The organism is Ruegeria sp. BHSA162, assembly GCF_059613385.1.
In genome coordinates this window covers 21,136-44,806 of the sequence record NZ_JBXWSK010000009.1, presented here as the reverse complement: position 1 = coordinate 44,806, position 23,671 = coordinate 21,136, and the positions used below count along the sequence as shown (strand labels likewise).

The following is a 23,671-nucleotide window of genomic DNA, read 5'->3' as shown; positions in this document are numbered from 1 at the left end:
GCACAGGTTTCAGAACCCGAAACACGAGGTCGAAATGGCTTATAAATCTCTTCTCACCGTCATGACGGAAACCAAATTTGCCAAGCCGGCTCTGGCCCAGTTGGTCGCCTTGGCAGAAGCGCAGGACGGCCATGCCGAAGCGCTGTGCCTCGGTGTCGACCGTAGCCAGACCGGCTACTACTACGCGGGCGCAAACGCCCTGATCCTTCAGGAGACCTTGAAGCGTGCAAATGCCGAGGCCGATGAAGTGCTTGCCTTTGCCGAGGATTTCCTGGGCAAGTCAGGCGTACGCTGGTCCGCTGAAAACGGCGTGGCGCAGATCGCCGACCTGGGTCGGCACGTCGCGCATCGGGCCCGTTTCTCGGACCTTGTCGTTTTGCCGCAGCCCTATGGCAAAGATCGCGGCGCCGAGGCCGAACCGATCATCGAAGCCGCCATGTTCGAGGGTCACGCCCCGGTTCTGGTGGTCCCGGATGACGCGAAACCGTTCGCCAGCCCTCGGACGGTGCTGATCGGCTGGAATGAGAGTGTCGAGGCGATGAATGCCATTCGGCGCGCGCTGCCGTTCCTGCGAGCGGCCGAGCTGACCCGGATCGTTGTGATCGATCCGCCGCGTCACGGCCCTGATCGCTCGGACCCGGGCGGTATGCTGTCGCAAATGCTGTCTCGCCATGGCGTGAAATGCGAAATCGACGTGCTGAGCAAGACGATGACGCGTGTGTCCGACATTCTGAACCGTCACGCCGCAGACGTCGAAGCCGACATGATCGTGATGGGCGCCTATGGTCACTCGCGGTTCCGCGAGGCCATTCTGGGTGGCGCGACACGGAACATGTTGGAACAGTCCTCGGTTCCGGTATTCCTGGCCCACTGAACTGCGGGCACAGCAAAACAAAAAACCGCCCCGGAAGGGGCGGTTTTTTCGTCAGACCTTTTTGACCAAACCGATCAGGAACAGAAGGATGACGGCTCCGATCGTTGCAAAGAAGATCGACGACACCATACCGCCGCCGACGGAAAACCCGAGCGCGGGAAAAATCGTTCCGGCGAGAAAAGCGCCAACGATCCCGACGATGATGTTCCCGATCACGCCAAAGCCGCGGCCCTTCATGATCCTGCCCGACAACCAGCCCGCGATCGCGCCGATGATCAGCATTGCCAATAGGCTACTGAATTCCATGCCTTGCTCCTGAATATTGTTTCACGCAAAGACATTAGAACACGGCCGGGCCGTTGGGTCACGCACGAACGTAGTGCATCCCCTGGAACCCGGATCGCAGATCCCGCACCTTGGGCGCGACCGATGCGGGATCATCGGCCGACAGCGCCTCGGCGAACAGGGCCACAAGTTCTCCGGCATGTTCGGGGGTCACGCCCCGCCGGACCAACTCGGGCGTTCCGATCCGCAATCCGTTCATGTCACCCGCAACCGGGGCGATCGGCAAACCGATACCACATGCCAGTAACCCAGCCCGCCGCAGGTGTTTTGACACCGCCTGCCCGCCCCCATAGTCGGCGGCCTTCAGCGCGAATTGGTGCGAGGTGGTGGCTCCACCAGCCCCTTTGAACACTGGCAATCCCTGATCTTCCATCTCGCTGGCCATTGCCTGCGCAAGATCGATCATCGCTTGCCCATAGGCCGGCCCGAAGTCGACCCAGTCCAGCAAAGAGATTGCCAGAGCCGCCGATTTCGCGGCATCGAAATTGGCTGTCATTCCAGGAAATGCGATGGCGTCCAGCCGTTCTGCGATTTCGGCGTCGTTGGTGACGATCAGTCCACCCGCAGGGCCGCCCAGGCTTTTGTAGGTGCTCATCGTCATCAGATGCGCGCCTTCATCCAACGGGTTCGCCCAAGCCCCGCTGGCGATGATCCCGCATTGGTGGGCCGCATCGAACAGAACCTTGGCCCCGATTTCGTCGGCAATTTCGCGCACGGCCGACACAGGATGCGGAAACAGGTTCAGCGAGCCACCGACGGTGATCAACCGGGGCTGGTGCGTTTTGGCCATGTCGCGCAGAGCGGCCAGATCCAGACTGTACCCGTCCGCATTCACTGGTGCATTGACCGTTTGCAGACCATAAAGCCCTGCGCAGCCACCCTCATGGTGGGTCACGTGCCCGCCGACCGCTGCCGGAGGCGCGATGATCGTATCGCCCGGCCGTGTCAAAGCCATGAAGCCATACAGATTAGCCAAGGCGCCGGATGCCACTCGGATTTCGGCGTATCGCGCGTTGAACACGCGGGCCGCAAGCTCGGCCGCGATCACCTCGATCTCCTCGATGGCCTCGAGACCCATCTCGTATTTGTCGCCCGGATAGCCCAAAGATGGACGACTGCCCAGACCCGCGGCCAGTGCTGCCTCGGCCCTCGGATTCATGACATTTGTCGCCGGGTTCAGATTGAAACACTCGGCATCGTGAATATCCGAGTTTCGCGCGATCAGCGCGTCGATCCGGGCCTCAATCGCCTCCGAGCTGCTGTCGGCAACCTTCTGGGCGATGGTCTGAACAAGGTTTTCGCAGTGGCCCGGAACCCAGGCACGGTGAGCAAGGTGCTGCATCTGATCCTCCGTCTTTGCGGCCAACGATGCAAAGATCCTGACTTGCGCGCAAATCAGTTTTGCGAAAAATTAGGGTCAGAAAAATTGAGCCTAAATCCATGCCCGTTGCTCCACCGCGCCCCAAGCCCCTGCCCCTGAACGCGCTGCGTGCGTTCGAGGCCGCAGCCCGCCTGGGAGGATTCTCGGCCGCGGCTACGGAACTTGGCGTCAGCGCAGGCGCGGTGTCAGCCCATGTCAAAACGTTGGAAGACGAACTGGGTGCGCCCCTTTTCGAGCGCACCGCAAGAGGCGTTGCCCTGACCGCGCTGGGACAGAAGGCATTGCCGGACCTGACCAAGGCCTTCGACACCCTGGGACAAACCACATTGGCCATGCGCGCCCAGGCACAGCCGCAGGTGGTGCATATCGTGACGCTGCCCTCGATTGCACAGCTGTGGCTGTCGCCAAGGTTGCCCGAACTTCGAGCCGCAGAGCCGGAAATCGAAGTTTCGCTCACGGCCGAGGAAACCCCGCCCAACCTCAAGCGCGCGCCCTTCGACATCTACCTGTTTTTCGGCGGTGACTTGGGGGACCCCATCGCCGAAGACGCCATCTTTCCGATTTGCGCGCCGGCCTTGGCGCGTCGCCTGACTACGCCCGAGGACTTGGCGAATGTGACCTGCCTGTCCGACTCTACCTGGTTCGACGATTGGCAAACCTGGGTGGCCGCGGCGCGACCCGGATGGGCGTTCACACCCCGCGGGCCGGTTTTCTCTTTGTACGCGCTGGCCGTCGAAGAAGCGCTGAACGGTGCGGGTGTGTTGATGGGACACAAGGCGCTGGTTCAGCCGCATCTGGACAGCGGTCGACTGGTGGCTCCGTTCGAAACGGTGGTCACTCTTCCCGACAGGCTCAAGCTGTGGTCGCCACGTGCCGCCCGATCGCAGACACCGGTCGGGCGCGTCGTCGAGTGGCTCAGAAAAACCGCTTAGACCAGAAACCCGCCGTCCGAATCATCCCCGGCCTCTTCCATCAGGCGGCCGATATCCGGAACGGTCACGTGGCGCTTGCCCTGCAGCAGGATCACTTCATCCTTTTTAAGCGCAGAAATCTGACGGCTGACGGTCTCGAGCGTCAGACCAAGGTAGTCGGCCATCGCCTCGCGGGTCAGCGGCAGGTCGAAGACGATGGGGCCGGATGAGCCCTTCTGGCTGGCAGACGCATCCCGGCGTGCGATGATCGACAGCAGGCTGGCGATCTTCTCTCGCGCGGTCTTGCGGCCAAGAACCAGCATCCATTCACGCGCCGCGTCCAACTCGTCCAACGTCATCTGCAGCAAGCGGTGGGCAATATGCGGCGTGCTGCCCATGAGGTCCTCGAACGGTTTCTTGCGGAAGCAGCACATGACCACGTCGGTGGTCGCTTGCACGTCATAAGGCGCCGAGTCGCGCCCCGGCCGCCCTACGAAGTCGCTGGGCAGCAGCAGGCCCACCATCTGGGTGCGCCCGTCCTCCATGGTTTGGGTCAGAGACGCGATCCCGGACACAACCGAGCCTACGAAATTCATCTGATCGCCCGACCAGATGATCGTCTGACCGGCCTCGAAGCTGCGGTAATACTTGATTTCTTCCAACGCGACCAACTCGTCCGCATCGCAGCGCGCGCAGACGGCTCGATGCCGAATTGGGCAATCTTCGCAATTGGAGTGGTCAACGAGGGTATTAAGTGTCATGCGCGCGTCCACTTGATCTCGGTCAAGGTTTTCTGGTCGTCGAGCCTATACCGGTGTCGTCATGATAGTAAAACCTCAATTGGCAAAGCTCGGACTATTTGACGCGAAGGTACCGCGTTATACCAGCTATCCGACCGCCCCCCACTTCAGCAATGACGTGGGGCCCGACATGTTCAGCGACTGGATTTCCGCCATCCGGCCGGGCAGTTCGATCTCGCTCTATGTCCATGTGCCGTTCTGTCGCCGGCTGTGCTGGTTCTGCGCCTGCCGCACTCAGGGCACCCAGACCGACAACCCCGTCATCGCCTATGTCGATGTCCTCAAGGCCGAGCTGGACTTGCTGGCCGCGCGCCTGCCCAGCGGGGTGACCCTGTCGCGCCTGCACTGGGGCGGGGGTACGCCCACGCTGCTGAACCCCGACCTGATGCGTGAACTGGCTGCGCATATTCTGGGCATCGTCCCACTTGGACCCAACGCGGAATTCTCGGTCGAGATCGACCCCAACGAGGTGGATGCCGCTCGACTGGATGCGCTGGCCGAAGCCGGGATGAACCGCGCCTCGATCGGGGTTCAGGATTTCGACGACGAGATCCAGAAGACCATCGGGCGCATCCAGAGCTATGAAACCACCCGCGAGGCGATCGACATGATCCGCGAGCGCGGTGTGCCCAGCCTGAACGCCGACATCCTGTACGGACTGCCGCACCAGACCAAGGCGCGGATGACCGAAAGCGTGCAGAAGCTGCTGTCCCTCAACCCCGACCGGGTGGCCTTGTATGGCTACGCGCATGTGCCGTGGATGGCGAAACGCCAGCAGCTGATCCCGTCCGACGCCCTTCCGACGCCGGAACAGCGGCTTGATCTGTTCGACACCGCGCGCCGTCTGTTCCTGTGGGACAATTACGAAGAAATCGGCATCGATCATTTCGCCACCAAGGATGACGGGCTGACCCACGCGCTGAAGGCCGGGCGGCTGAAACGCAACTTCCAGGGCTATACCGACGACCAGGCCGAGGTTCTGATTGGCGTCGGCGCCAGCTCGATCTCGCGCTTCCCGCAGGGCTATGCGCAGAATGCACCGGCCACGTCGGCCCATACCAAAGCGGTGCGCGATGGCCGGCTCTCGACCTCGCGCGGGCATCTGTTCAAGGATCAGGACATTCTGCGCGCCCGCCTGATCGAGGCCCTGATGTGCGACTTCCGCATCGAAACGGCCGAGATCCTGCGCGACCACGACATCTCGGCGGCCGAGCTGAAGGCGATGTACCAGCGCGCCAATGACGCCTTCGACGGGTTGTTGCAAATCACCGATGACGGGCTGTTCATCCCGCCCGAGGCGCGCGCCTTGACCCGGATGATCGCCCGCACCTTCGACGCCTATGACCTGAGCAAGGCGGGCCACAGCTCGGCGATCTGACGACAGGCGGCAGGCCGCATGCCGGCCAGTCGCCACAATGCAAAAAAGCGGGGGGTTGACGCGCGCGGTGGGTTTTCCCCACACTCGGTAGGCGGGCGGCAGGCCGCCCGACGCCGAGGCAGGCCATCATTCAGACAGACTCGCCGGCGCATCCGCGTTCGACAGCTCCTTTCGTGCAACCACTCTGCAACTTGACGAAGGGACAGCACCCATGCGCGTTTTTACCGTCCTCGGCCCCAGCCAATCGGGCAAGACAACACTGGTCGAGGCCATCAGTCGCCTTGATGGCCGGCCCACCACATTCGACCTGTCCGGAACCGTGCATCTGCACGGTTTTTCTTATCTGGACGAACCGTGGTGCGCGATCGACGTGGATGGCGGGGGCGATGCGCTGGCCTATGCCGGACCCGCCATGGCCATTTCCGACGCGGCCGTGGTGGTGGTCCCGCCGGACCCGGAAGCGGCGGTTCTGTGTGCCCCCTATCTGCGGCTGGTCGAGGAGGCGGGCATTCCCTGCTTTCTGTTCATCAACCGGATGGACAACCCCAACGGCCGCATCCGCGACATCATCGCCGCGCTGCAGACCTATTGCAGCCATCACATCACCCTGCGACAGGTGCCGATCCGTGAAGGCGAAACCATCGTCGGCGCCGTCGACCTGATCTCGGAGCGCGCGTGGAAATATCAGGAAGGTCAGCCCTCGGCGCTGATCGAACTGCCGCAATCGGTGGCCGATCGCGAGGCCGAAGCCCGCACCGAACTGCTCGAAACCTTGTCGGATTTCGACGACCACCTGCTTGAGCAGCTGATCGAGGACAAGCAACCGCCCAGCGCCGAGGTCTATGACCTGGCCGCGCAGGTCCTGCAGAAACACCAGCTGATCCCGGCCTGTCTGGGCGCAGCCAGCCATGGCAACGGGCTGACCCGCCTGATGAAGGCCCTGCGGCACGAGGCGCCCGAATTCGACATCGCCGCCGACCGGGACGCGGCGCCCGAGGCCGCCCGCGCCATCGCCGGGTTCGCCGACGTCAAAAAGCACATTGGCAAAATCATCGTCCTGCGGGGGCTGGGCGAGGGGATCAAGGCGCATGACCCGCTGGGCGGCGAAACTGTTGGCAACCTGACCGCGCTGGACGCAAAGACCCAAATCGACGGGCTGAAGGCCGGCGAGATCGGGCTGGCGGTGAAATCCGATCACCTCAACCCCGGCAATATCTATGACAGCAGCGGCTCCACGCCGCTGCCGGATTGGGCCACGGCGCATCCGGTCGCCTATCGGCAGGTGGTGTCGCCGGCCCATGAACGCGACGACGTGCGCCTGTCCAACGCGCTGTCCCGGCTGGTCGAGATCGACCCGGGCCTGACGCTGGAACAGGACGAGCTGAGCGGCCACGCCGTTCTCGGTTCCCAAGGGCCGCAGCACATGCGGCGGGTGGTCGCCAAGCTGGCCGAGGATTTCGGGATCGAGATCGAAACCTCTCCGGTCGAGACCGCGTATCGCGAGACCATTCGCGCCACGGTCGAACACCGGCACCGCCACCGCAAGCAATCCGGCGGAGCGGGGCAGTTCGCCGATGTGGTGATCTCAGTCGCGCCGCTGCCACGCGGATCGGGTTTTCAATTCGACGAGGTGGTCAAGGGCGGCGCGGTGCCCAAGAACTATATCCCCTCGGTCGAACAAGGCGCGGTCGATGCGTTGGCGCAGGGCCCCGAGGGCTTTCCGGTGGTGGATGTGAAGGTCACGCTGCATGACGGCAAGCATCACAACGTAGACAGTTCCGATTTTGCCTTCCGGACAGCCGGAAAGAACGCCGTGCGCGAGGCCTTACCACAGGCCAAGCCGGTTGTTTTGCAGCCGATCCTGAACGCCGAGATCCATGTTCCGTCGGCCTTCGTGGGCGATCTGGTGCCCACGATCAGCTCGCTTCAGGGGCAGGTACTGGGGTTCGAGGGCAACCCGAACGCGCCGGGCTGGGAGATATTCAACGCCCAACTGCCCGCCGTGGCCGAGGACGAACTACACCGCACACTGGCCAGCGCCACACGCGGCACCGGCTGGGTCAAGCTGCAGTTCGACCACTATGAAGAGCTGCGCGGCCCGGTGCCGAAATCGGCGGCGCGCGAAGCGGCCAACGCCTAGCCTGCCGCCGCGATCAGTTCGCGGGTATAGTCATCCTGGGCGTTGACGAAAAGATCTTCGGCAGCGCCCATCTCGACCACGTCTCCGTTGCGCATGACGATCACCTTGTGTGACATCGCCCGCACCACCTTCAGGTCGTGGCTGATGAACAGGTAGGCCAGCCCGTATTTCTTCTGCAGGTCGCGCAGCAATTCGACGATCTGCACCTGCACCGTCATGTCCAGCGCACTGGTCGGTTCATCCAGCACCAGCAGCTTGGGCCGCAGCACCATGGCGCGGGCAATCGCGATGCGCTGGCGTTGCCCGCCCGAAAACTCGTGCGGATAGCGGTCCATGGCCGCCGGGTCCAGGCCCACCTCGGTCATCACCTCGGCCACCAGTTCGCGCGGGGCACGGTGCGGGTCGACCTTGTGGATCGCCAGACCCTCGGCAATGATCTGCTGGCAGGTCATCCGCGGGCTGAGGCTGCCGAACGGGTCCTGAAACACGATCTGCATGTCCTTGCGCAAGCGGCGCAGCTCGCGCGTGGACCAGCGGCGCACATCCTGCCCGCGGAAGGTGATCCCGCCCTCAGAGGCGATCAGCCGCATGATCGCCAGCGCCAGCGTGGTCTTGCCCGAGCCGCTTTCGCCCACGATCCCAACGGTTTCGCCCGCCCGCACGCTGAGTGTGGCGTCGTTCACCGCCTTCACATAGCCGACCGTGCGCTTCAGGAACCCGCGCTGGATCGGAAACCAGACCTTCAGATGCTCGGTCCGGGCCACTTCTTCGGCGGCGGGGTCGATCGGGTCGGGTATGCCCGTGGGTTCGGCCGCCAGCAGCTTGCGGGTATAGGGGTGCTGAGGGTTGTCGAAGATCTCGGCCACGGGGCCGGTCTCGACGATCTCGCCATCCTTCATCACGCAGACCCGGTCGGCGATGCGTCGCACGATGCCCAGATCATGGGTGATGAACAGCATCCCCATGTTTTCCGATTTCTGCAGTTCGGCCAGCAGTTCGAGGATCTGCGCCTGAATCGTCACGTCCAGCGCAGTGGTCGGCTCGTCCGCGATCAGGATGTCGGGCTTGTTGGCCAGCGCCATGGCGATCATCACCCGCTGCCGCTGTCCGCCGGACAGCTGATGGGGATAGGCGTCCAGCCGTTCCTCGGGGTCGCGGATACCGACCTTGTTCAACAATTCGACGATCCGGGCGCGCGCCGCGTCGCCCGTCAGACCCTGGTGCAGGGCCAGCGATTCCGCCATCTGCTTCTGGATCGTGTGCAGCGGGTTCAGCGAGGTCATCGGCTCCTGGAAGATGAAGCTGATGTCGTTGCCGCGGACCTCCATCAGGCGCTGCTCGGATGCGCCAATCATCTCCTGCCCGTCATAGGTGACCGACCCTTCGACGATCGCGCTGTCGCCCAGCAGCGACACGGTGGACAGCGCGGTGACCGATTTTCCCGACCCGGATTCACCCACCAGCGCCACAGTTTCCCCGCGATCGACATGGAACGACACGCCCCGAACCGCCGTGGTCACCTGCCCGTCCTGACGGAACGAGACCTTGAGGTTTTTCACATCCAGCAAGCTCATGAGAAGGTCTTTCGCGGGTCGAACGCGTCACGCACGCCTTCGAAGATGAAGACCAGCAGCGACAGCATGATGGCAAAGGTGAAAAAGGCAGTGAAGGCCAGCCATGGCGCCTGCAGGTTCTGCTTGGCCTGCAGGGTCAGCTCACCCAGCGAGGGCGCCGAGGACGGCAGACCGAAGCCCAGAAAATCGAGGCTGGCCAGCCCCCCGATCGTGCCGGTCACGATGAAGGGCATGAAGGTCAGCGTGGCCACCATCGCGTTGGGCAGCATGTGGCGGAACATGATGGTCAGGTTGCCCACGCCCAGCGCCTTGGCCGCGCGCACGTACTCCAGATTGCGGGCGCGCAGGAACTCGGCCCGCACCACGCCCACCAGACCTGTCCAAGAGAACAGGATCATGAGGAACACCAGCAGCCAGAAACTTCGCCCCAGCACCGCGAACATGATGATGATGACGTAAAGCGAGGGCGTCGCCGACCAGATCTCGATGATGCGCTGGAAGATCAGGTCCAGCCAGCCGCCGAAAAAGCCCTGCAGCGCGCCGGCAAATATACCGATCAGGCTGGCCGCGCCGGTGACGATCAGGGTGAACAGGATCGACAGGCGGAATCCGTAGATGACGCGCGCCAGAACGTCGCGTTTGGTGTCGTCGGTGCCCAGCAGGTTCTGCCCGTTGGGCGGCAGGGGCGCCGCACCGGGACGGTCGACGCTGGTGTTGTAGGAATAGGGGATCGGCGGCCAGATCGCCCAGCCGCGCTCGAATCCTTCGGCCTGGAACGTCCCCGCCTCGATCTGCTCGATGATGCCTTCGGGGTCGTCGAAACAGTCTTCCAGCCCGCCGCTGTCGATCAGGCAACGGACCTCGGGGTCGCGATAGATCGCCTCGGTCTGGAAGTCGCCGCCGAACTCGGTCTCGGCGTAGAAGTTGAAGATGGGCGTGTAGAACTCGCCCCGATACTTCACCAGGATCGGTTTGTCATTGGCGATGAATTCCGCGAACAGCGACAGGCCGAACAGCACTGAGAAGATGATCAGCGACCAAAAGGCCCTGCGGTTGCGGCAGAAATTGCGCCAGCGGCGCTGGTTCAGAGGAGAAAGTGCCATTTACCCCTCGCGTTTCTCGAAATCGATGCGCGGGTCGACCAGCACATACATCAGGTCGCTGATGATGCCGACGACCAGACCGAGCAGACCGAAAATGAACAGCGTCCCGAAGATCACCGGATAATCGCGCGCCACCGCGGCCTCAAAGCCCAGACGGCCCAAGCCGTCCAGCGAGAAGATCGTCTCGATGATGATCGACCCGCCGAAGAACACGCCGATGAACACCGCCGGAAAACCGGCGATCACGATCAGCATCGCGTTGCGGAATACGTGGCCGTACAGAACGCGCTGCTCGCTCAGCCCCTTGGCGCGGGCGGTCATGACGTATTGTTTCTTGATCTCGTCCAGAAAAGAATTCTTGGTCAGCAGCGTCAGCGTGGCAAAAGCGGAAATCGTCAGTGCGATGGTCGGCAGGGCGATGTGCCAGAAATAGTCGGCCACTTTGCCCAGCAGGCTGAGGTCTTCCCAATTGTCCGAGGTCAGCCCGCGCAGCGGGAAGATCTGCCAGTAGGAGCCGCCCGCAAACAGCACCAGCAGCAGGATCGCGAACAGGAAGCCGGGAATCGCATAGGCCACGATGATGGTCGCGCTGGTCCATGTGTCAAAGCGTGAACCATCCTTCACCGCCTTGCGGATGCCCAGCGGGATCGAGACCAGATAAGCGATCAGCGTCGACCACAGGCCCAGCGAGATGGACACCGGCATCTTTTCCAGCACCAGGTCGATCACCGAGACCGAGCGGAAGTAGCTTTCGCCGAAATCCAGCGTAAGATAGTTGCCCATCATGTTCAGGAACCGCTCGACCGGCGGCTTGTCGAAGCCGAATTCCTTCTCCAGTTCGGCGATGAATTCCGGCGGCAGCCCGCGGGCGCCCACGTATTTGTCATCGAAGACGCCACCGCCGGGTTCGGCCCCGGCCCCCGCGTCACCGGACCCCGCAAAACCCGCAAATACATCGCCCTGCCCTTCGATCTGGGCGATGATCTGCTCGACCGGACCGCCGGGTACGAACTGCACCAGCGTGAAGTTGACGATCATGATGCCCAGAAGGGTCGGGATGACCAGCAACAGGCGTCGAAGAATATATGCGCCCATGTTAACGCAGCGCGCCTTCTGCTTTCAGGGCCACTTCCTTCTCGGGATTGATCCACCACAGATCAAGGTATCCCAGCGCATAGGGCGGCAACTGATCGGGGTATTCGTACATGTTGTAGTAGGCTGTCCAGTATTCCGCGATATACCCATCCGGTATGATGAAGAACTCATAGCGCAAGGCGCGATCCAAGGCCATAAGCGCTGCATCCTGATCGGTTTGATTGTTGGTCGCAAAAGACGCCTCGATGATGGCGTCCACCAACGGGCTGGCAAGGCCTGCCGGGTTGAACAGGCTGAACTCGGCCTCTTTCGAGCCATACATCTGACTGAGGCCGCCGCCAGTCGACAGGAACGCGCCATAGCGTGTCGAATAAACCATGTCATAGTCACGCTCGCGGCTGCGCAGGGTGTACTGCGCCGGATCGACCTTTTCGGCTGAAGCATCCACGCCCAGCGCCTGAAGGTTCTGGACAAAGGTCTCGATCATCGTGGCCGTCGATGTCGGCAGGTTGGACGGATAGGGGATGTTCACCCGCAGGGTCTGACCCTGAGCATTGCGGCGCAAGTTGCCGTCGCCCACCGGCCATCCGGCTTCGTCCAACAGTTTTGAGGCTTTGCGCAGGTTGCGCCGATCGTTCAGGCGCGCCGGGTTGGATTCGTGAACGGTCGTCACCGGTTCGGACAACAGCTCGGGTGGAACCACGTCGCCCAAGGCCTGCAGAAATGCCAGCTCTGCCCCCTGCGGTGTATCCATCGCTTCAAGCGGCGTGCCTTCGATGAACGAATCGCGGGGAGAGTTCAGGCCGAACAGCAGAGATTCATTGGCCCATTCAAAGTTGAATGCCAGCGCCAGTGCCTTTCGAACATTCTTGTCCGCGAATTGCGGACGCGCGAGGTTGAACACAAAGCCCGACGGGGTCGGCGGGCTGCCATTCGCTATCGCGTCCTTGACGACGTAGCCCTCTTTCAACTTGGGGAAGTCATACCCGGTCGCCCACAGTTTGGGGTCGCTTTCGATCCGCAGCGTGTATTCGCCTGCCTTGAAGCCTTCAAAGGCGGCTGTCTGGTCCGCGAAATACTCGACTCGGATGGTATCGTAGTTGTGCCGGCCCTTGTTGAACGGCAAGTCCTTGCCCCAGTAGTCGTCCCGGCGTTTGTAGACGATGCGCCGGTTGATATCGTAGCTGTCCAATTTGTACGGCCCAGATCCAACGGCGACTTCCAGGCGCGGCTCGTCGAGACGGCGGGACGGGTCTGCCTCGAACCACGCTTTCGAGAATACGGGCGTCGCGCCGACGGTTTCGATCCGGCTGCGGGCCGTCAATTCGGGATTGAACGTGAACTTGACCGTGTGCGTATCCAGCGCCTCGGCGCCGGTCACCATCCGCCCGACGGCCTGTGCATATGACGGCAGGCCCTGTTCGATGAACAGTCGGTGGCTGTAGACCACATCCTCGGCGGTGACGGGCGTGCCATCCCAGAACGTCGCTTCGGGGCGCAGGTGGAAAATGACCCAGTTGCGGTCGGCGTCATACTCCAGGCTCTCGGCCAAAACGCCGTAGTACTGACCGACACTGTCATCGGTGCTGTCCATCAGCCGATCGTATTGCAGTGTCGTCAACGCTCCGGGGCGACCTTTGCGTGAATATGGATTCAGGGAATCAAACGTGCCCGATGCGGCCAATGACAGTTCGCCGCCCTTGGGCGCATCCGGGTTGGCATAGTTCAGGTGCGTGTAGTCGGCGGGGTAGTCGAGATTGCCGAAGTACGAGTAGCCATGGCTGCGAATGATCTGGTCCTCGTCGGCCCGGGCTGGCCCCGCCTGCCCCAGAACCAACGCCGCCGAAATGCCCAATGCCGCGACCCAATGACGAAAACCTTGTTCGCGCGCGCCAGGCAGATGGGAAATCATACGGGTCATCCTTCGATGTTGTCTTCTGTCCATGTCCTTGTGCGCAAGCTAAAAGCCCAGCACTGACACTTGCAAGTTTAGAATGCGTGAGCGCTTTGTGAAGTTTTGCTCAGACGAAAAAAGCCGCTGCACATGGCAGCGGCTTTCGCTTTTCCGTGTTTGGATGGGCAGATCAGCCGCCAATCGTCTGCAGGTACGCGATCAGGTCAGCGCGTTCCTGAGCCTTTTTGAGACCGGCAAAGCTCATCGAAGTGCCTTGGATATAGCCTTTGGGGTTTGCAATGAACGCATCCAGCTCTTCCGGGGTCCAGTTGCCGCCATGCGACTGCATCGCCGCCGAGTAGCCGAAGCCCGCAGCCGCCGCCACAGGGCGGTCCACGACGCCATACAGGTAGGGACCGGTGCCATTGGCGCCTTCTTCCAGCTTGTGGCAAGCCGAACACTTGCGGAAAACCTTCGCGCCCTTTTCCGGGTCAGCTGCGGCCAGCAGATCGGCAAAGACCACTTCTTCGCCGTCAGCGCTTTCGCCCGAGCTTTCGGTTTCAATAACATAGGCGGCTTCGCCGTGCCCGCCGACATGGTAGAGAACATCGCCCCCCCATTTTGCCAGGAGGAGTACAAGGAAGGCACCGAACAGGCCGGCTGCGGCCTTGGTAACTGTCATCGTGTCGAACATTGATCGCGAGTCCATTTCAGCTGTCTTCGGGGTGTCTAAGGCTTCCCCTTGCAAGAGGCAAGGTATAGACACCGCGACGAAACGCCCAATTCTGGAACTTGTTGCACGGAATCGACCAAATGACCAAACGCATCGCCTTTCAGGGGGAACCCGGCGCCTACAGTCACGAAGCCTGTCGCAATGCGCGTCCGGATATGGAGGCGCTGCCCTGCCGAACATTCGAGGACGTGATCGAATCGGTGCGCTCGGGCGAGGCCGATCTGGCCATGCTGCCGGTCGAGAACAGCACATATGGACGAGTGGCCGATATCCACCGCCTTCTTCCGCACAGCGGGCTGCACATCGTGGACGAGGCCTTCGTGCGGGTTCACATCAACTTGCTGGGCGTGCCGGGCGCGAAACTCGAAGATATCACCGAAGCCCATTCGCATCTGGTGCTGTTGCCGCAATGCGCAAACTTCCTGAAGGCCCACGGCATCCGCGGGCGCGTCAGCCCTGACAACGCCCGCGCGGCGCGCGAGGTCTCGGAAGCGGGTGAGAAACATTCGGCGGCCCTGGCCAGCGAACTGGCTGGCGAAATCTATGGCCTTGAACTGCTGGCGCGCCACATCGAAGACAGCGACGACAACACGACCCGCTTTCTGGTGATGTCCCGCGAGGACGACCGCCGCCGCCGTGGCGAGCACGGGATGATCACCAGCTTCGTGTTCCAGGTCCGGAACATTCCGGCGGCGCTGTACAAGGCCATGGGCGGTTTTGCCACCAACGGCATCAACATGACCAAGCTGGAAAGCTACATGGTTGATGGCTCGTTCACGGCGACTCAGTTCTACGCCGACATCGTCGGCCACCCGGAAGACCGCAACGTGCAGCTCGCGATGGATGAACTGCAGCATTTCACCACGAATGTGGAAGTGCTGGGCGTGTACCCCGCTGCTCGACCACGCGGTTAGTCTGCTCCCACGCGCAGGCAGCTTGGGACTGCTCACCGCCAGTCAAACGCCGGCTCTCAAGCCCCGTGCAGATAGCGTTCTTCCATTTCGCGCGCAAAATCGCTCAGTCGCATCTGGAACTGGCGCCGGAATCTGGCCTTGCCCAGCTTCAACGACTGCAGAAGCAGACGCGCAGGCAAGGTCTTGGCCGCCAGTGACATCTCGATGCTCAGCCGCGTCTGCTTTTGCGACAGCGACAGAAGATCAATCGTGGTCAGGCCGTTCATCCCCTTGCTGGTCGATTGAAACCGCATGGCTGTGGGGCGATCGAACTCGGCCACCTCGATCGCGACGTGGCGTGGCTTGCCACGGATCATGATATCGGCTTCCCAGCACGACCCGACCCAGTGGCCCGGCATTTCGACAGTGCGTCGAACCTCGGCACCGCGGCGCATCGCCATGCGCTCGAACCGTTCGAAGTCCGCGACCATGTCGAACACCGCATCGATCGGCGCCTGGATATCTTCGCGTGCTGAAACCTGCATGTCGGCCTTTTCTGCTCAGTCAGGGTGTCAGTGTTTCGTCAGTCCAGCGTATCTGCAAGCCAGTTACGCAAAAGAAAATGCGCGATTGCCCCCTTTCGCGCCGGCAGAAGCTTGGGGTGCTCGCCTGCAAAAGCCTGCATCATCTCGGACTTGGTGACCCACATCGCGTCCTCGATCTCGACCGGGTCGATCGTGATCTCGCGGGACAGCGCCTGCGCTGCACACCCGAACATCAGCGACGACGGAAATGGCCAGGGTTGACTTGCCAGATAGCTGACGTGTCCGACCGGAACGCCGGCCTCCTCCATGACCTCACGCCGCACGGCGGCTTCAAGGGTCTCGCCCGGCTCGACGAAACCGGCCAACAGGGAATACATGCCGTCGGGCCACCCCGGAGATCTGCCCATCAGGACGGAATCGCCCTGCGTGACCAACATGATCACCACCGGATCGGTCCGTGGAAAGTGCTGGCCGCCACAGGCCGGGCACAGTCGTTGCCACCCCGCCTGCGAAATGTTGGTCGGGTTGCCGCAGCGCGCGCAAAACCTGTGCGTCTCGTGCCAGCCGATCACGGCTTTGGCGGTGGCTGCCAATTCGGCGTCCCGGGCCGACAGCCGGGTCATGATCCGACGAAGCTCGGCGAACACGTGGCCGACGGGCAGCCCCGGATGCTGCTGTTCGGTTCGGTCCACGAATGCTCCAACGCCCGACAGGTCCAACCCGTCGGCAGACCAATTCGAAATGTCCATTGCAAACAGCGGCGCACCCGCATCACTGCGCCCCAGCAAGATCGGTTGGTCAATCGCCCCGCCGGGTCCGTTCGCAACCAGATCGTGGCCCATCGGAACCAAGGCCAACTGGTCCAGCGCTTCGCCCATGACCAGCGGTTTGCCCCGCCACATCAGGATGCACCGCGCCGTGGGATCGGACCGTGCTTCCTCCAAAGCTCTGGCATCGGTACGGATCTGCGCCGCCCGGTCCAGTCCAGAGCCGCCAAATGTCACGCTTTCCGCCCGTTTCATGCCTGTCCCTTTGGAATTTGCACAAGGGCTGCCACGACTTGGGCACTGGCGCAATGGGAATCCACACTCGCAAAAAGCATCGTTGTCGCAAAGGACGCATGGAAGCCCGGACGATTGCCTGTATTCTACCTTTCAGTGAAAACGTATGCACAACAGCACTTAAAAGAAGAAAATTGGCTCTGAAATCCTCCCTGCTTCAGGCACATCCCCACTTGAAAACCGCGCACATCCGGATTCTTGCAACGACCGATCTGCACATGAATCTGAGCAGTTTCGACTACTATGCGGACCGGCCGGAACGAAGTGTGGGCTTCACCCGAACCGCCAGTTTGATCCGCTCTGCACGTCAAGAGGCGGAAGACGCAAATGCAACTGTCCTGCTGTTCGACAACGGCGATTCCCTTCAGGGGACACTTCTGGGTGACTGGGCGGCCGAACAGACCGACGCTACCCACCCCTTGATGTCCGCCTTTGGGCGCTTGGGCTACGACACAATTGCGCTGGGGAACCACGACTTCGGCTTTGGTCTGCCAACTCTGGGCCGAATCGTTTCTCGGGCACCTTGCCCGGTTTTGTGCAGCAACCTGCAGTGTCTGACCGGGGTCGCGCCCTGGCAGAAACAGGCCATCCTGACCCGTCATGTCCACATCAACGGCCAAAGCATTGCTGTCCGAATTGGCGTTTTCTCGATCCTGCCGCCGCAGACGGTGAAGTGGGAAGCACTACAATTGCAAAGCCAGGTCGTAGCCGAGGATGCCGTCTCCACGGCGCGCCGGATGGCCGAGAATTTGCGTCGTCAGGGCTGCGACCTGATTGTGGCTCTTGCACATTCCGGCCTAGGCGAGCCCGACGCCGCGCCGATGTCGGAAAATGTGGTCGCACAGCTTTCTGCTCTGGACGGTATTGATGCAATCGTGGCCGGACACACGCACCTGACACTGCCCGACCCAAGCGATGGTAACCCGCAGCTGGCCAGACCCTTGGTCATGCCCGGATCAGCGGGGTCGCATTTGGGGGTGATCGACCTGACGCTTGCCGTGAACGCCACGGGAGAAGTGAGAATTGCTGGTCACAGCGCGCATCTGCGCGCGATCTGCCCGGGCGGGGCTGAAACCGGCGCTCGGGTCGTTCCTGAAGACCCTGAGATGGTCGAACTTTTTGCCGCCGCCCATAAGGCGACCCGCAAAGCCGCTGCCCAGCCGGTGGGCCGGATCAATCGTACCCTGCACAGCTATTTCACCTTTTGCGGGGTGGATCAGGGGCTGAACTTGGTCGCCGCAGCACAGGCGGCAGCCCTGCGACCGGTTCTGGCCGGAACGACCTTTGAAACCCTCCCTGTTCTGTCCGCAGCCGCACCTTCGAAATTCGGAGGCCGGGCCGGACCACGGCATTACACCGAAGTCCCGGCTGGCGATGTCACCGTAAGGCATGTCTCGGACTTGCATGTGTTTCCAAACCAACTGGCCGCCATGCTGCTGGATGGCCGCCAGATCGCCGAGTGGCTGGAGATGTCGGCTGCCCAGTTTTCCCAACTTGGCAACAGCGACGAGCAGGTTCTGATCGACCCCGAGGGCACCGGGCACAATTTCGACGTGCTGCATGGGGTGACCTACAGGTTCGATCTGACCCAGCCCGCGCGATATGATTTAGGCGGCCAGTTGATCGACACGTCCCATTCCCGCCTGCGCGATCTTGCCTTTCAGGGCCGCCCCGTCGATCCGGATGAACAATTCGTCGTTGCATCAAACAGCTACCGAGCCAATGGCGGCGGCAACTTTCCCGTCCCAGACCCGGCCCGCCTGATCCCGGTGCCGCCGCTGAGCCTCCAGGGAATCTTGCGCGACTACCTGGCGGGACGATTGGGTCCGGATCCGGTGGAAAACACCGCCCAAAGCTTTTCCTTTGTTCCGCAGGCGGGCCGGTCCGTGATTCTGAAGACCGGGCCACGCGCTGCAAACTACCTGCACGAGCTCGACCACTTTGCAGCCACCACCGACGGGCAGGACGCGCGCGGGTTTCTTAGGGTACGCCTGTCTTTGTGACGGGTTGCCAAGCGGGTGCGTGATGCCTATATCGGCGGTCGAGAGGTTGGCGCGGGCAAGCGCCTCGCCAACCTGGTCAGGTCCGGAAGGAAGCAGCCACAACGAGCCCCGCTTGGGTCGATGTCCAACCTCTCACTTGACGCCGCGCCGCGTATTCGGCCCGGTCAATCCAACCTCTGCATTTCGTCGTTGTTCCTGAAAACCGCGCTTGCGGGCGGGTCAGGCGATCAATCGCGGCCAAACGGCACTGCTGCGCCGGGCGAAGGCGCCGATATGACCGATTTCGGACAGTCCGAAATCCTTGGGCTCCAACAAGTGCCGACGGGCGGTCGGACCATAGAGTTCAGCCAGCCGCCAGACGGCGGGCGGTGGCACTGTCTGGTCATCCTCGAACGCAATGATATCCGCCGTGGCGTTCGCCCGGCTCCAATCCGCTTGGGGAAGCGTGTCTCCCAATTCGGGCAGATAGCTGGTGGGCGATGTACACCACTTGCGCCATTGCCAATAGACGCCCGCCGGCAAATCGGCTCCGAATCCCAGAAGTTTCCCAGGCAGGTACCCCAGAAGACGCACCAGAGGTGGCACGTGGCCATACCAGAACAGAGTCGCCAAGCCCTTGTAGGGCCACGGGTGATCGGCCACCGTCACCAAACCTGCGCACACACAGATCATCCGGTCGATCTGTTCGATTTCCGGTTGCAGCGGACCCAGCATTCCACCGACCGAATGCCCGATCACCCACAGTTTTGCCTGCGGGTATCGACGGTGCATCTCGGCACGCGCTGCGGGCATGTCGATCAGCGCCCAGTCCGCCATCGTGGCCTTCGAGTCTTTCAGCCGCCCGGTCAGCGAATGCTCGAAATCCCGGTAATCATATGTCAGGCAAGCCATACCGCGCTCGGCGGCCAGCCAGCGAGCAAAGTGCTGATAGTAGTCACGTGGCACTCCTGTTGCGCCGTTCAGCACAACAACGGTTTGCGGCTCGACCGCCGGAGTGTAAAGCCGCGCCGCCAGCTGGGTCTGGCCCGACGGAAACTTAAAGTCTTCCACGTCAACCGCGTGCTGCGAATCCAACATCTTTGCCTCCAAACACTCTGGACCGATCGGTCTAATACTTTGTGTCTGGACCAATTGGTCTAGGCCTGTCAATATTTGGCCTGCATGACCCAACGTCCACCAAACACCAAAGATCGCCTGATCGTGACTGCCGCCCGACTGTTCCAGCGCTCGGGCTATAACGGTGTCGGTCTGGCGGAATTGCTGGCCGAAGCGCAAGCCCCCAAGGGTTCGCTTTATCACCATTTTCCAAAGGGCAAGCCGGATCTGGCCCTGGCGGCGGCCAGTTGGGCCTCGGACGGGATGTTGAGCATGATCGCTGCGGCATTCGACGACGCCGCGGATTTTCGCGACGGGGTCACCACCCTGTGCCACAAGATCGCGAAGCTGTTCGACACCTCGGCCCAATGGGAGACCTGCCCGATCGCCGCCACCCTGTTCGAAAGCCCCGACAACCGCGCGTTTCGGGAACATGCAGACCGTCTGTATGAAAGCTGGATCATCGAAGTTCGAAACCACGCCGCGCGGTTCGGAGTTTCCGACCCTGAAAATGCTGCGGACACCCTGTTCATCGTGATGCAAGGCGGCTGGCAATTGGCCCGTGCCCGCAGGGATTCGAATGTGCTGCGCAGACTGCCTGATCTGTTCCCTTGGGACTCACTCCGGCAACCGGGCTGAAACCGTCTTGACTCGATCCCGGATACACCGCTAGCGATGAGGGGATGGTTCCCGTGCCGTTTCGGTCCGGGATGAAAAGGGAACACGGTGCGGTCCAACCCGGAACTCCGGAGCGGACCAAGGCCGCGACTGCCCCCGCAACTGTAGGCGGAGAGCGATGCCTAAATACCACTGACCGCAAGGTTGGGAAGGTCGGCAAAGCAAAGACCCGCAAGTCAGGAGACCTGCCATCAAACGTGAAACCGAAACTCGGACGGGGTGTCCGGGCAGGGTCTGGCCTTGAAACCGGCGTCTGTCCAAATCCACCTCGCCCAGCGCGCGGAGGGCGCAACATGATTTGGAAGACCGATACCCATGAATTCGCGGCAACCATCTGCCAGCGCACCGGAAAGACCTGCCCGGCATTGGCGCGCATGGCACGGGCCATCGCGCAGGCAATGGCGACGGCGCAGGCGGCTACATCCCCCGACTTCCAAGTGGAAGGCAGTAGCGAACTGGCCCATTGCGAACATGGCTGCACGGCGCGGTTCGATGCACGTCCCGAACGGATCCGCGTGTATTGCGGAGCGGCCGCCGACACCCCGTCCGACTGCCTTGATACCTACGCCGACATGCTGTTTGACGACCAGAGCGACGCCCTGCCTGCGCAGGTCATCAGTGATCGACCCTGTGCGATGCTGCAGGCCACGGCGATCATGCCCGTGGTCAGGGCCGAGCGCGAGTTCCGCGCAACCGCCTGAATGTCAGGTCGCCAGTGCCTCGCGCGCTGGGGCGACGGCCCAGTCCATCTGAGCATCAGTCTCAACCGCGCAGGGGCGTACGGCCCGCAGGCGTTTCAGGGCCTGTTCCGGCTGCTCGCCGCTCTCGATCATCAAGCGCAGAACAACCATGCCAGACCGCCCACAACCGCCCCGGCAGTGGACCAGTACCCGCCCGCCGCCCGACAGCGCATGGCGGGCGGCGGCGCTGACTTCGGGCCATCGGCCGGATATCTCGGTCGACGGCGCCGAGAAGTCGGCGACCGGAAGATGCGCCCACCGACAGGCGCGCCGATGAATGTCACAGCCCAATTCGCCCGCACCCACAGAAACCAGTTCGGCAAGGGTTGTCATCGAAATCACCAGCCCCGGCGCCCAGGCTGAAATCAGGTCCAGATCTCCCTCATAGTCGCCGCCACCGCCGGGAACCGAGGTAAGGGCCAGCGTACCGCCGCCCACCTGCAATGCATGAACCACAAGATTTGTCATCAGACGTTCCCCCCGAAACTGGCTGATTGAAATTGATCCGCGCAGTATGCCTCACACCGCGCGCTCGCCAAAGCGAAAAACCTGCACCGGTGCTGTGGACGCGGGGCACCTGGAACTCTACCCTGCATCGTCAGTACGAATCCGTCAGAGCAGACATGACCACACAGTCCAGCCCCGCCTATCAGGTTCTCGCCCGAAAATACCGCCCGGAAACCTTTGCCGACCTGGTCGGTCAGGATGCCATGGTGCGCACGCTGAAAAACGCGTTCGAGGCGGACCGGATCGCGCAGGCCTTCATCATGACCGGCATCCGCGGCACCGGCAAGACGACCACGGCCCGGATCATCGCCAAGGGCATGAACTGCATCGGACCCGACGGCAATGGCGGCCCAACGACCGAACCCTGCGGCCAGTGCGAGCATTGCGTGGCCATCATGGAAGGTCGCCATGTGGACGTGCTGGAAATGGACGCCGCCAGCCGCACCGGCGTGAACGACATCCGAGAGATCATCGACAGCGTGCGCTATCGCGCCGCCAGCGCGCGGTACAAGATCTACATCATCGACGAAGTCCACATGCTGTCGACCAGCGCCTTCAACGCGCTGTTGAAAACGCTGGAGGAACCGCCCGAGCATGTGAAATTCATCTTCGCCACGACCGAGATCCGCAAGGTTCCGGTCACCGTGCTGTCGCGCTGCCAACGGTTCGACCTGCGCCGGATCGAGCCCGAAGTGATGATCGGCCTGCTGCGCAAGATCGCCACCGCCGAGGGCGCGGAAATCTCGGATGACGCGCTGGCACTGATCACCCGCGCCGCCGAAGGCTCGGCCCGGGATGCGACCTCGCTGCTGGATCAGGCAATCAGCCATGGTGCCGGCGAAACCACCGCCGACCAGGTGCGCGCGATGCTGGGACTGGCCGACCGGGGCCGCGTGCTGGACCTGATGGACATGATCCTGCGCGGCGATGCGGCCGGGGCCCTGACCGAACTGGGCGCGCAATATGCCGAGGGCGCCGACCCGCTGGCGGTGTTGCGCGATCTGGCCGAAATCACGCATTGGGTCTCGGTGGTGAAGATCACCCCCGACGCAGCCGAAGATCCCACCGTCTCGCCCGATGAACGCACCCGCGGCCAGCAGATGGCCGAGGCGCTGCCGATGCGGGCGCTGACCCGGATGTGGCAGATGCTGCTGAAGGCACTAGAGGAAGTCTCGGCCGCCCCCAACGCCATGATGGCTGCGGAAATGGCGGTGATCCGCCTGACCCATGTGGCCGATCTGCCCAGCCCTGAAGAGTTGATCAAACGCCTTCAGGACAGCCCTCCGCCGCCCGTCGGCGGGCCGGGGGGCGGCGTTCCGGTTGCCGGCAACACCGCCCCGCCCGTGACCGCGACGGCCTCGGCCCATGCGCCCACCCCGCGCGGTGTGGGCGGCGCGCCCACGGCGGCGTTGGCCCAAGACGTGCAGACCGCGCTGGCGCGTTATCCAACGTTTGAGCATGTGGTCGAGCTGATCCGCTCCAACCGTGACGTGAAGCTGCTGGTCGAGGTCGAGAACGGCGTCCGCCTCGTCTCGTACCAGCCGGGCCGGATCGAGTTCACGCCCACCGAAAAGGCGCCCACCGACCTGGCCGCGCGGCTCGGGTCCGCGCTGCAGCGCTGGACCGGCAATCGCTGGGCGGTCTCGATCGTCTCGGACGGGGACGCGCCCACCATCGCCGAACTGCGCGACGCGGCCGAGCTGGCGCTGAAGGCCAAGGCCGAAGAACACCCTTTGGTTCAGGCGGTTCTGACACAGTTCCCCATGGCCCGCATCACCCGGATTGAAACACCCGAGGACCGTGCGGCCAAGGTCGAAACCGAAGCCCTGCCCGAGGTCGAAGACGAATGGGACCCGTTCGAGGAAGACTGATCATCCGCGCAGAAGGCGCGCTGCCCTTGTGAAGGACGCAGACGGCCCGT

Annotated in this window: 21 protein-coding genes, 1 other RNA gene and 1 riboswitch; of the genes, 10 read left to right on the top strand and 12 right to left on the bottom strand. The window is 62.6% G+C overall.

Annotated elements, in window-relative coordinates:
- Positions 1-34: 34 nt before the first annotated feature.
- Positions 35-874, top strand: a complete 840-nt coding sequence (locus tag AC2FM5_RS05070; protein ID WP_170342393.1) for a universal stress protein — start codon at positions 35-37, stop codon at positions 872-874.
- Between the two features lie 51 nt (positions 875-925).
- On the opposite strand, the gene AC2FM5_RS05065 is transcribed toward AC2FM5_RS05070, so the two are convergent.
- Together AC2FM5_RS05065 and glyA are read right to left on the bottom strand one after the other, a co-directional pair.
- Positions 926-1,180 carry a GlsB/YeaQ/YmgE family stress response membrane protein gene (locus AC2FM5_RS05065; RefSeq protein WP_093964328.1) on the bottom strand — a complete coding sequence of 85 codons (255 nt, stop codon included), beginning with the start codon at positions 1,178-1,180 and terminating at the stop codon, positions 926-928.
- A gap of 58 nt (positions 1,181-1,238) precedes the next feature.
- Entirely contained in the window at positions 1,239-2,561 is a 1,323-nt protein-coding gene (glyA, locus tag AC2FM5_RS05060) for a serine hydroxymethyltransferase (RefSeq protein WP_496734223.1), read from the bottom strand.
- A 98-nt stretch (positions 2,562-2,659) separates the two neighbouring features.
- Between glyA and AC2FM5_RS05055 the strand changes: the two genes are divergently transcribed.
- The gene (locus tag AC2FM5_RS05055) at positions 2,660-3,532 is read left to right on the top strand and encodes a LysR family transcriptional regulator (RefSeq protein WP_170365004.1); all 873 of its coding nucleotides are present in this window, start codon (positions 2,660-2,662) and stop codon (positions 3,530-3,532) included.
- Here AC2FM5_RS05055 and fnrL read toward each other — a convergent pair.
- Positions 3,529-4,272: a transcriptional regulator FnrL gene (gene fnrL / locus AC2FM5_RS05050; RefSeq protein ID WP_170360914.1), complete on the bottom strand. Its 744-nt coding sequence runs from the start codon at positions 4,270-4,272 to the stop codon at positions 3,529-3,531. The genes AC2FM5_RS05055 and fnrL overlap by 4 nt on opposite strands.
- 61 nt (positions 4,273-4,333) lie before the next feature.
- Between fnrL and hemN the strand changes: the two genes are divergently transcribed.
- Together hemN and AC2FM5_RS05040 are read left to right on the top strand one after the other, a co-directional pair.
- Complete coding sequence (gene hemN / locus AC2FM5_RS05045) at positions 4,334-5,689, top strand: oxygen-independent coproporphyrinogen III oxidase (RefSeq protein ID WP_496734220.1); 1,356 nt, start codon at positions 4,334-4,336, stop codon at positions 5,687-5,689.
- Positions 5,690-5,900: 211 nt separating this feature from the next.
- Positions 5,901-7,829 (top strand): elongation factor G, encoded by a 1,929-nt coding sequence (locus AC2FM5_RS05040; protein ID WP_496734218.1) that lies wholly within the window; start codon positions 5,901-5,903, stop codon positions 7,827-7,829.
- Here AC2FM5_RS05040 and AC2FM5_RS05035 read toward each other — a convergent pair.
- The 5 genes from AC2FM5_RS05035 to AC2FM5_RS05015 form a co-directional block, all read right to left on the bottom strand.
- On the bottom strand, positions 7,826-9,403 hold the full coding sequence (locus tag AC2FM5_RS05035) for an ABC transporter ATP-binding protein (protein WP_170342383.1): 1,578 nt from the start codon (positions 9,401-9,403) through the stop codon (positions 7,826-7,828). The genes AC2FM5_RS05040 and AC2FM5_RS05035 overlap by 4 nt on opposite strands.
- On the bottom strand, positions 9,400-10,506 hold the full coding sequence (locus AC2FM5_RS05030) for an ABC transporter permease (RefSeq protein ID WP_170342380.1): 1,107 nt from the start codon (positions 10,504-10,506) through the stop codon (positions 9,400-9,402). Before AC2FM5_RS05030 ends, AC2FM5_RS05035 begins: the two co-directional genes overlap by 4 nt.
- A complete protein-coding gene (locus AC2FM5_RS05025; RefSeq protein ID WP_170341405.1) occupies positions 10,507-11,601 on the bottom strand; it encodes a microcin C ABC transporter permease YejB in 1,095 nt (364 codons plus the stop codon). It lies immediately after the preceding gene.
- 1 nt (position 11,602) lies between these two features.
- Positions 11,603-13,513 carry an extracellular solute-binding protein gene (locus tag AC2FM5_RS05020; protein WP_496734242.1) on the bottom strand — a complete coding sequence of 637 codons (1,911 nt, stop codon included), beginning with the start codon at positions 13,511-13,513 and terminating at the stop codon, positions 11,603-11,605.
- 172 nt (positions 13,514-13,685) lie between these two features.
- Entirely contained in the window at positions 13,686-14,189 is a 504-nt protein-coding gene (locus tag AC2FM5_RS05015) for a c-type cytochrome (RefSeq protein ID WP_170341467.1), read from the bottom strand.
- 119 nt (positions 14,190-14,308) lie between these two features.
- Between AC2FM5_RS05015 and AC2FM5_RS05010 the strand changes: the two genes are divergently transcribed.
- Positions 14,309-15,142, top strand: a complete 834-nt coding sequence (locus AC2FM5_RS05010; RefSeq protein ID WP_170342378.1) for a prephenate dehydratase — start codon at positions 14,309-14,311, stop codon at positions 15,140-15,142.
- A 56-nt stretch (positions 15,143-15,198) separates the two neighbouring features.
- Here the strand turns inward: AC2FM5_RS05010 and AC2FM5_RS05005 are convergent, their stop codons facing one another.
- Positions 15,199-15,666, bottom strand: coding sequence for an SRPBCC family protein (locus AC2FM5_RS05005; protein WP_496734213.1), 468 nt, complete (start codon positions 15,664-15,666; stop codon positions 15,199-15,201).
- Positions 15,667-15,704: 38 nt separating this feature from the next.
- Entirely contained in the window at positions 15,705-16,688 is a 984-nt protein-coding gene (gene nudC / locus AC2FM5_RS05000; RefSeq protein ID WP_170600087.1) for an NAD(+) diphosphatase, read from the bottom strand.
- A 173-nt stretch (positions 16,689-16,861) separates the two neighbouring features.
- Here nudC and AC2FM5_RS04995 point away from each other — a divergent pair, with 173 nt between their 5' ends.
- Together AC2FM5_RS04995 and ffs are read left to right on the top strand one after the other, a co-directional pair.
- On the top strand, positions 16,862-18,730 hold the full coding sequence (locus AC2FM5_RS04995; RefSeq protein ID WP_496734212.1) for a 5'-nucleotidase C-terminal domain-containing protein: 1,869 nt from the start codon (positions 16,862-16,864) through the stop codon (positions 18,728-18,730).
- Between the two features lie 39 nt (positions 18,731-18,769).
- An RNA gene (ffs, locus tag AC2FM5_RS04990) (signal recognition particle sRNA small type) lies at positions 18,770-18,868 on the top strand.
- An 81-nt stretch (positions 18,869-18,949) separates the two neighbouring features.
- Here the strand turns inward: ffs and AC2FM5_RS04985 are convergent.
- Positions 18,950-19,807: an alpha/beta hydrolase family protein gene (locus tag AC2FM5_RS04985; protein ID WP_170434042.1), complete on the bottom strand. Its 858-nt coding sequence runs from the start codon at positions 19,805-19,807 to the stop codon at positions 18,950-18,952.
- 84 nt (positions 19,808-19,891) lie between these two features.
- On the opposite strand from AC2FM5_RS04985, the gene AC2FM5_RS04980 reads away from it, so the two are divergent.
- Both AC2FM5_RS04980 and AC2FM5_RS04975 read left to right on the top strand, forming a co-directional pair.
- On the top strand, positions 19,892-20,464 hold the full coding sequence (locus AC2FM5_RS04980; RefSeq protein ID WP_170364992.1) for a TetR/AcrR family transcriptional regulator: 573 nt from the start codon (positions 19,892-19,894) through the stop codon (positions 20,462-20,464).
- A gap of 28 nt (positions 20,465-20,492) precedes the next feature.
- Positions 20,493-20,710, top strand: a riboswitch (cobalamin riboswitch).
- Between the two features lie 86 nt (positions 20,711-20,796).
- On the top strand, positions 20,797-21,204 hold the full coding sequence (locus AC2FM5_RS04975; RefSeq protein ID WP_170341391.1) for a hypothetical protein: 408 nt from the start codon (positions 20,797-20,799) through the stop codon (positions 21,202-21,204).
- 3 nt (positions 21,205-21,207) lie between these two features.
- On the opposite strand, the gene AC2FM5_RS04970 is transcribed toward AC2FM5_RS04975, so the two are convergent.
- Positions 21,208-21,711: a protein-tyrosine phosphatase family protein gene (locus AC2FM5_RS04970; protein WP_093964312.1), complete on the bottom strand. Its 504-nt coding sequence runs from the start codon at positions 21,709-21,711 to the stop codon at positions 21,208-21,210.
- Positions 21,712-21,866: 155 nt separating this feature from the next.
- On the opposite strand from AC2FM5_RS04970, the gene AC2FM5_RS04965 reads away from it, so the two are divergent.
- Positions 21,867-23,621 carry a DNA polymerase III subunit gamma/tau gene (locus AC2FM5_RS04965; protein ID WP_170457403.1) on the top strand — a complete coding sequence of 585 codons (1,755 nt, stop codon included), beginning with the start codon at positions 21,867-21,869 and terminating at the stop codon, positions 23,619-23,621.
- Positions 23,622-23,671: the final 50 nt, after the last annotated feature.

What these genes read in the sequence shown, in the direction of transcription:
- AC2FM5_RS05065 (WP_093964328.1), bottom strand. Translation starts at nt 1,180, where the DNA reads ATGGAATTCAGTAGCCTATTGGCAATGCTGATCATCGGCGCGATCGCG.
- AC2FM5_RS05035 (WP_170342383.1), bottom strand. Translation starts at nt 9,403, where the DNA reads ATGAGCTTGCTGGATGTGAAAAACCTCAAGGTCTCGTTCCGTCAGGAC.
- hemN (WP_496734220.1), top strand. Translation starts at nt 4,334, where the DNA reads ATGATAGTAAAACCTCAATTGGCAAAGCTCGGACTATTTGACGCGAAG.
- AC2FM5_RS05055 (WP_170365004.1), top strand. Translation starts at nt 2,660, where the DNA reads ATGCCCGTTGCTCCACCGCGCCCCAAGCCCCTGCCCCTGAACGCGCTG.
- AC2FM5_RS05030 (WP_170342380.1), bottom strand. Translation starts at nt 10,506, where the DNA reads ATGGCACTTTCTCCTCTGAACCAGCGCCGCTGGCGCAATTTCTGCCGC.
- AC2FM5_RS05015 (WP_170341467.1), bottom strand. Translation starts at nt 14,189, where the DNA reads ATGTTCGACACGATGACAGTTACCAAGGCCGCAGCCGGCCTGTTCGGT.
- fnrL (WP_170360914.1), bottom strand. Translation starts at nt 4,272, where the DNA reads ATGACACTTAATACCCTCGTTGACCACTCCAATTGCGAAGATTGCCCA.
- AC2FM5_RS05005 (WP_496734213.1), bottom strand. Translation starts at nt 15,666, where the DNA reads ATGCAGGTTTCAGCACGCGAAGATATCCAGGCGCCGATCGATGCGGTG.
- AC2FM5_RS05025 (WP_170341405.1), bottom strand. Translation starts at nt 11,601, where the DNA reads ATGGGCGCATATATTCTTCGACGCCTGTTGCTGGTCATCCCGACCCTT.
- AC2FM5_RS04965 (WP_170457403.1), top strand. Translation starts at nt 21,867, where the DNA reads ATGACCACACAGTCCAGCCCCGCCTATCAGGTTCTCGCCCGAAAATAC.
- AC2FM5_RS05010 (WP_170342378.1), top strand. Translation starts at nt 14,309, where the DNA reads ATGACCAAACGCATCGCCTTTCAGGGGGAACCCGGCGCCTACAGTCAC.
- AC2FM5_RS05040 (WP_496734218.1), top strand. Translation starts at nt 5,901, where the DNA reads ATGCGCGTTTTTACCGTCCTCGGCCCCAGCCAATCGGGCAAGACAACA.
- AC2FM5_RS05070 (WP_170342393.1), top strand. Translation starts at nt 35, where the DNA reads ATGGCTTATAAATCTCTTCTCACCGTCATGACGGAAACCAAATTTGCC.
- glyA (WP_496734223.1), bottom strand. Translation starts at nt 2,561, where the DNA reads ATGCAGCACCTTGCTCACCGTGCCTGGGTTCCGGGCCACTGCGAAAAC.
- AC2FM5_RS04970 (WP_093964312.1), bottom strand. Translation starts at nt 21,711, where the DNA reads ATGACAAATCTTGTGGTTCATGCATTGCAGGTGGGCGGCGGTACGCTG.
- AC2FM5_RS04975 (WP_170341391.1), top strand. Translation starts at nt 20,797, where the DNA reads ATGATTTGGAAGACCGATACCCATGAATTCGCGGCAACCATCTGCCAG.
- AC2FM5_RS05020 (WP_496734242.1), bottom strand. Translation starts at nt 13,513, where the DNA reads ATGATTTCCCATCTGCCTGGCGCGCGCGAACAAGGTTTTCGTCATTGG.
- AC2FM5_RS04980 (WP_170364992.1), top strand. Translation starts at nt 19,892, where the DNA reads ATGACCCAACGTCCACCAAACACCAAAGATCGCCTGATCGTGACTGCC.
- nudC (WP_170600087.1), bottom strand. Translation starts at nt 16,688, where the DNA reads ATGAAACGGGCGGAAAGCGTGACATTTGGCGGCTCTGGACTGGACCGG.
- AC2FM5_RS04985 (WP_170434042.1), bottom strand. Translation starts at nt 19,807, where the DNA reads ATGTTGGATTCGCAGCACGCGGTTGACGTGGAAGACTTTAAGTTTCCG.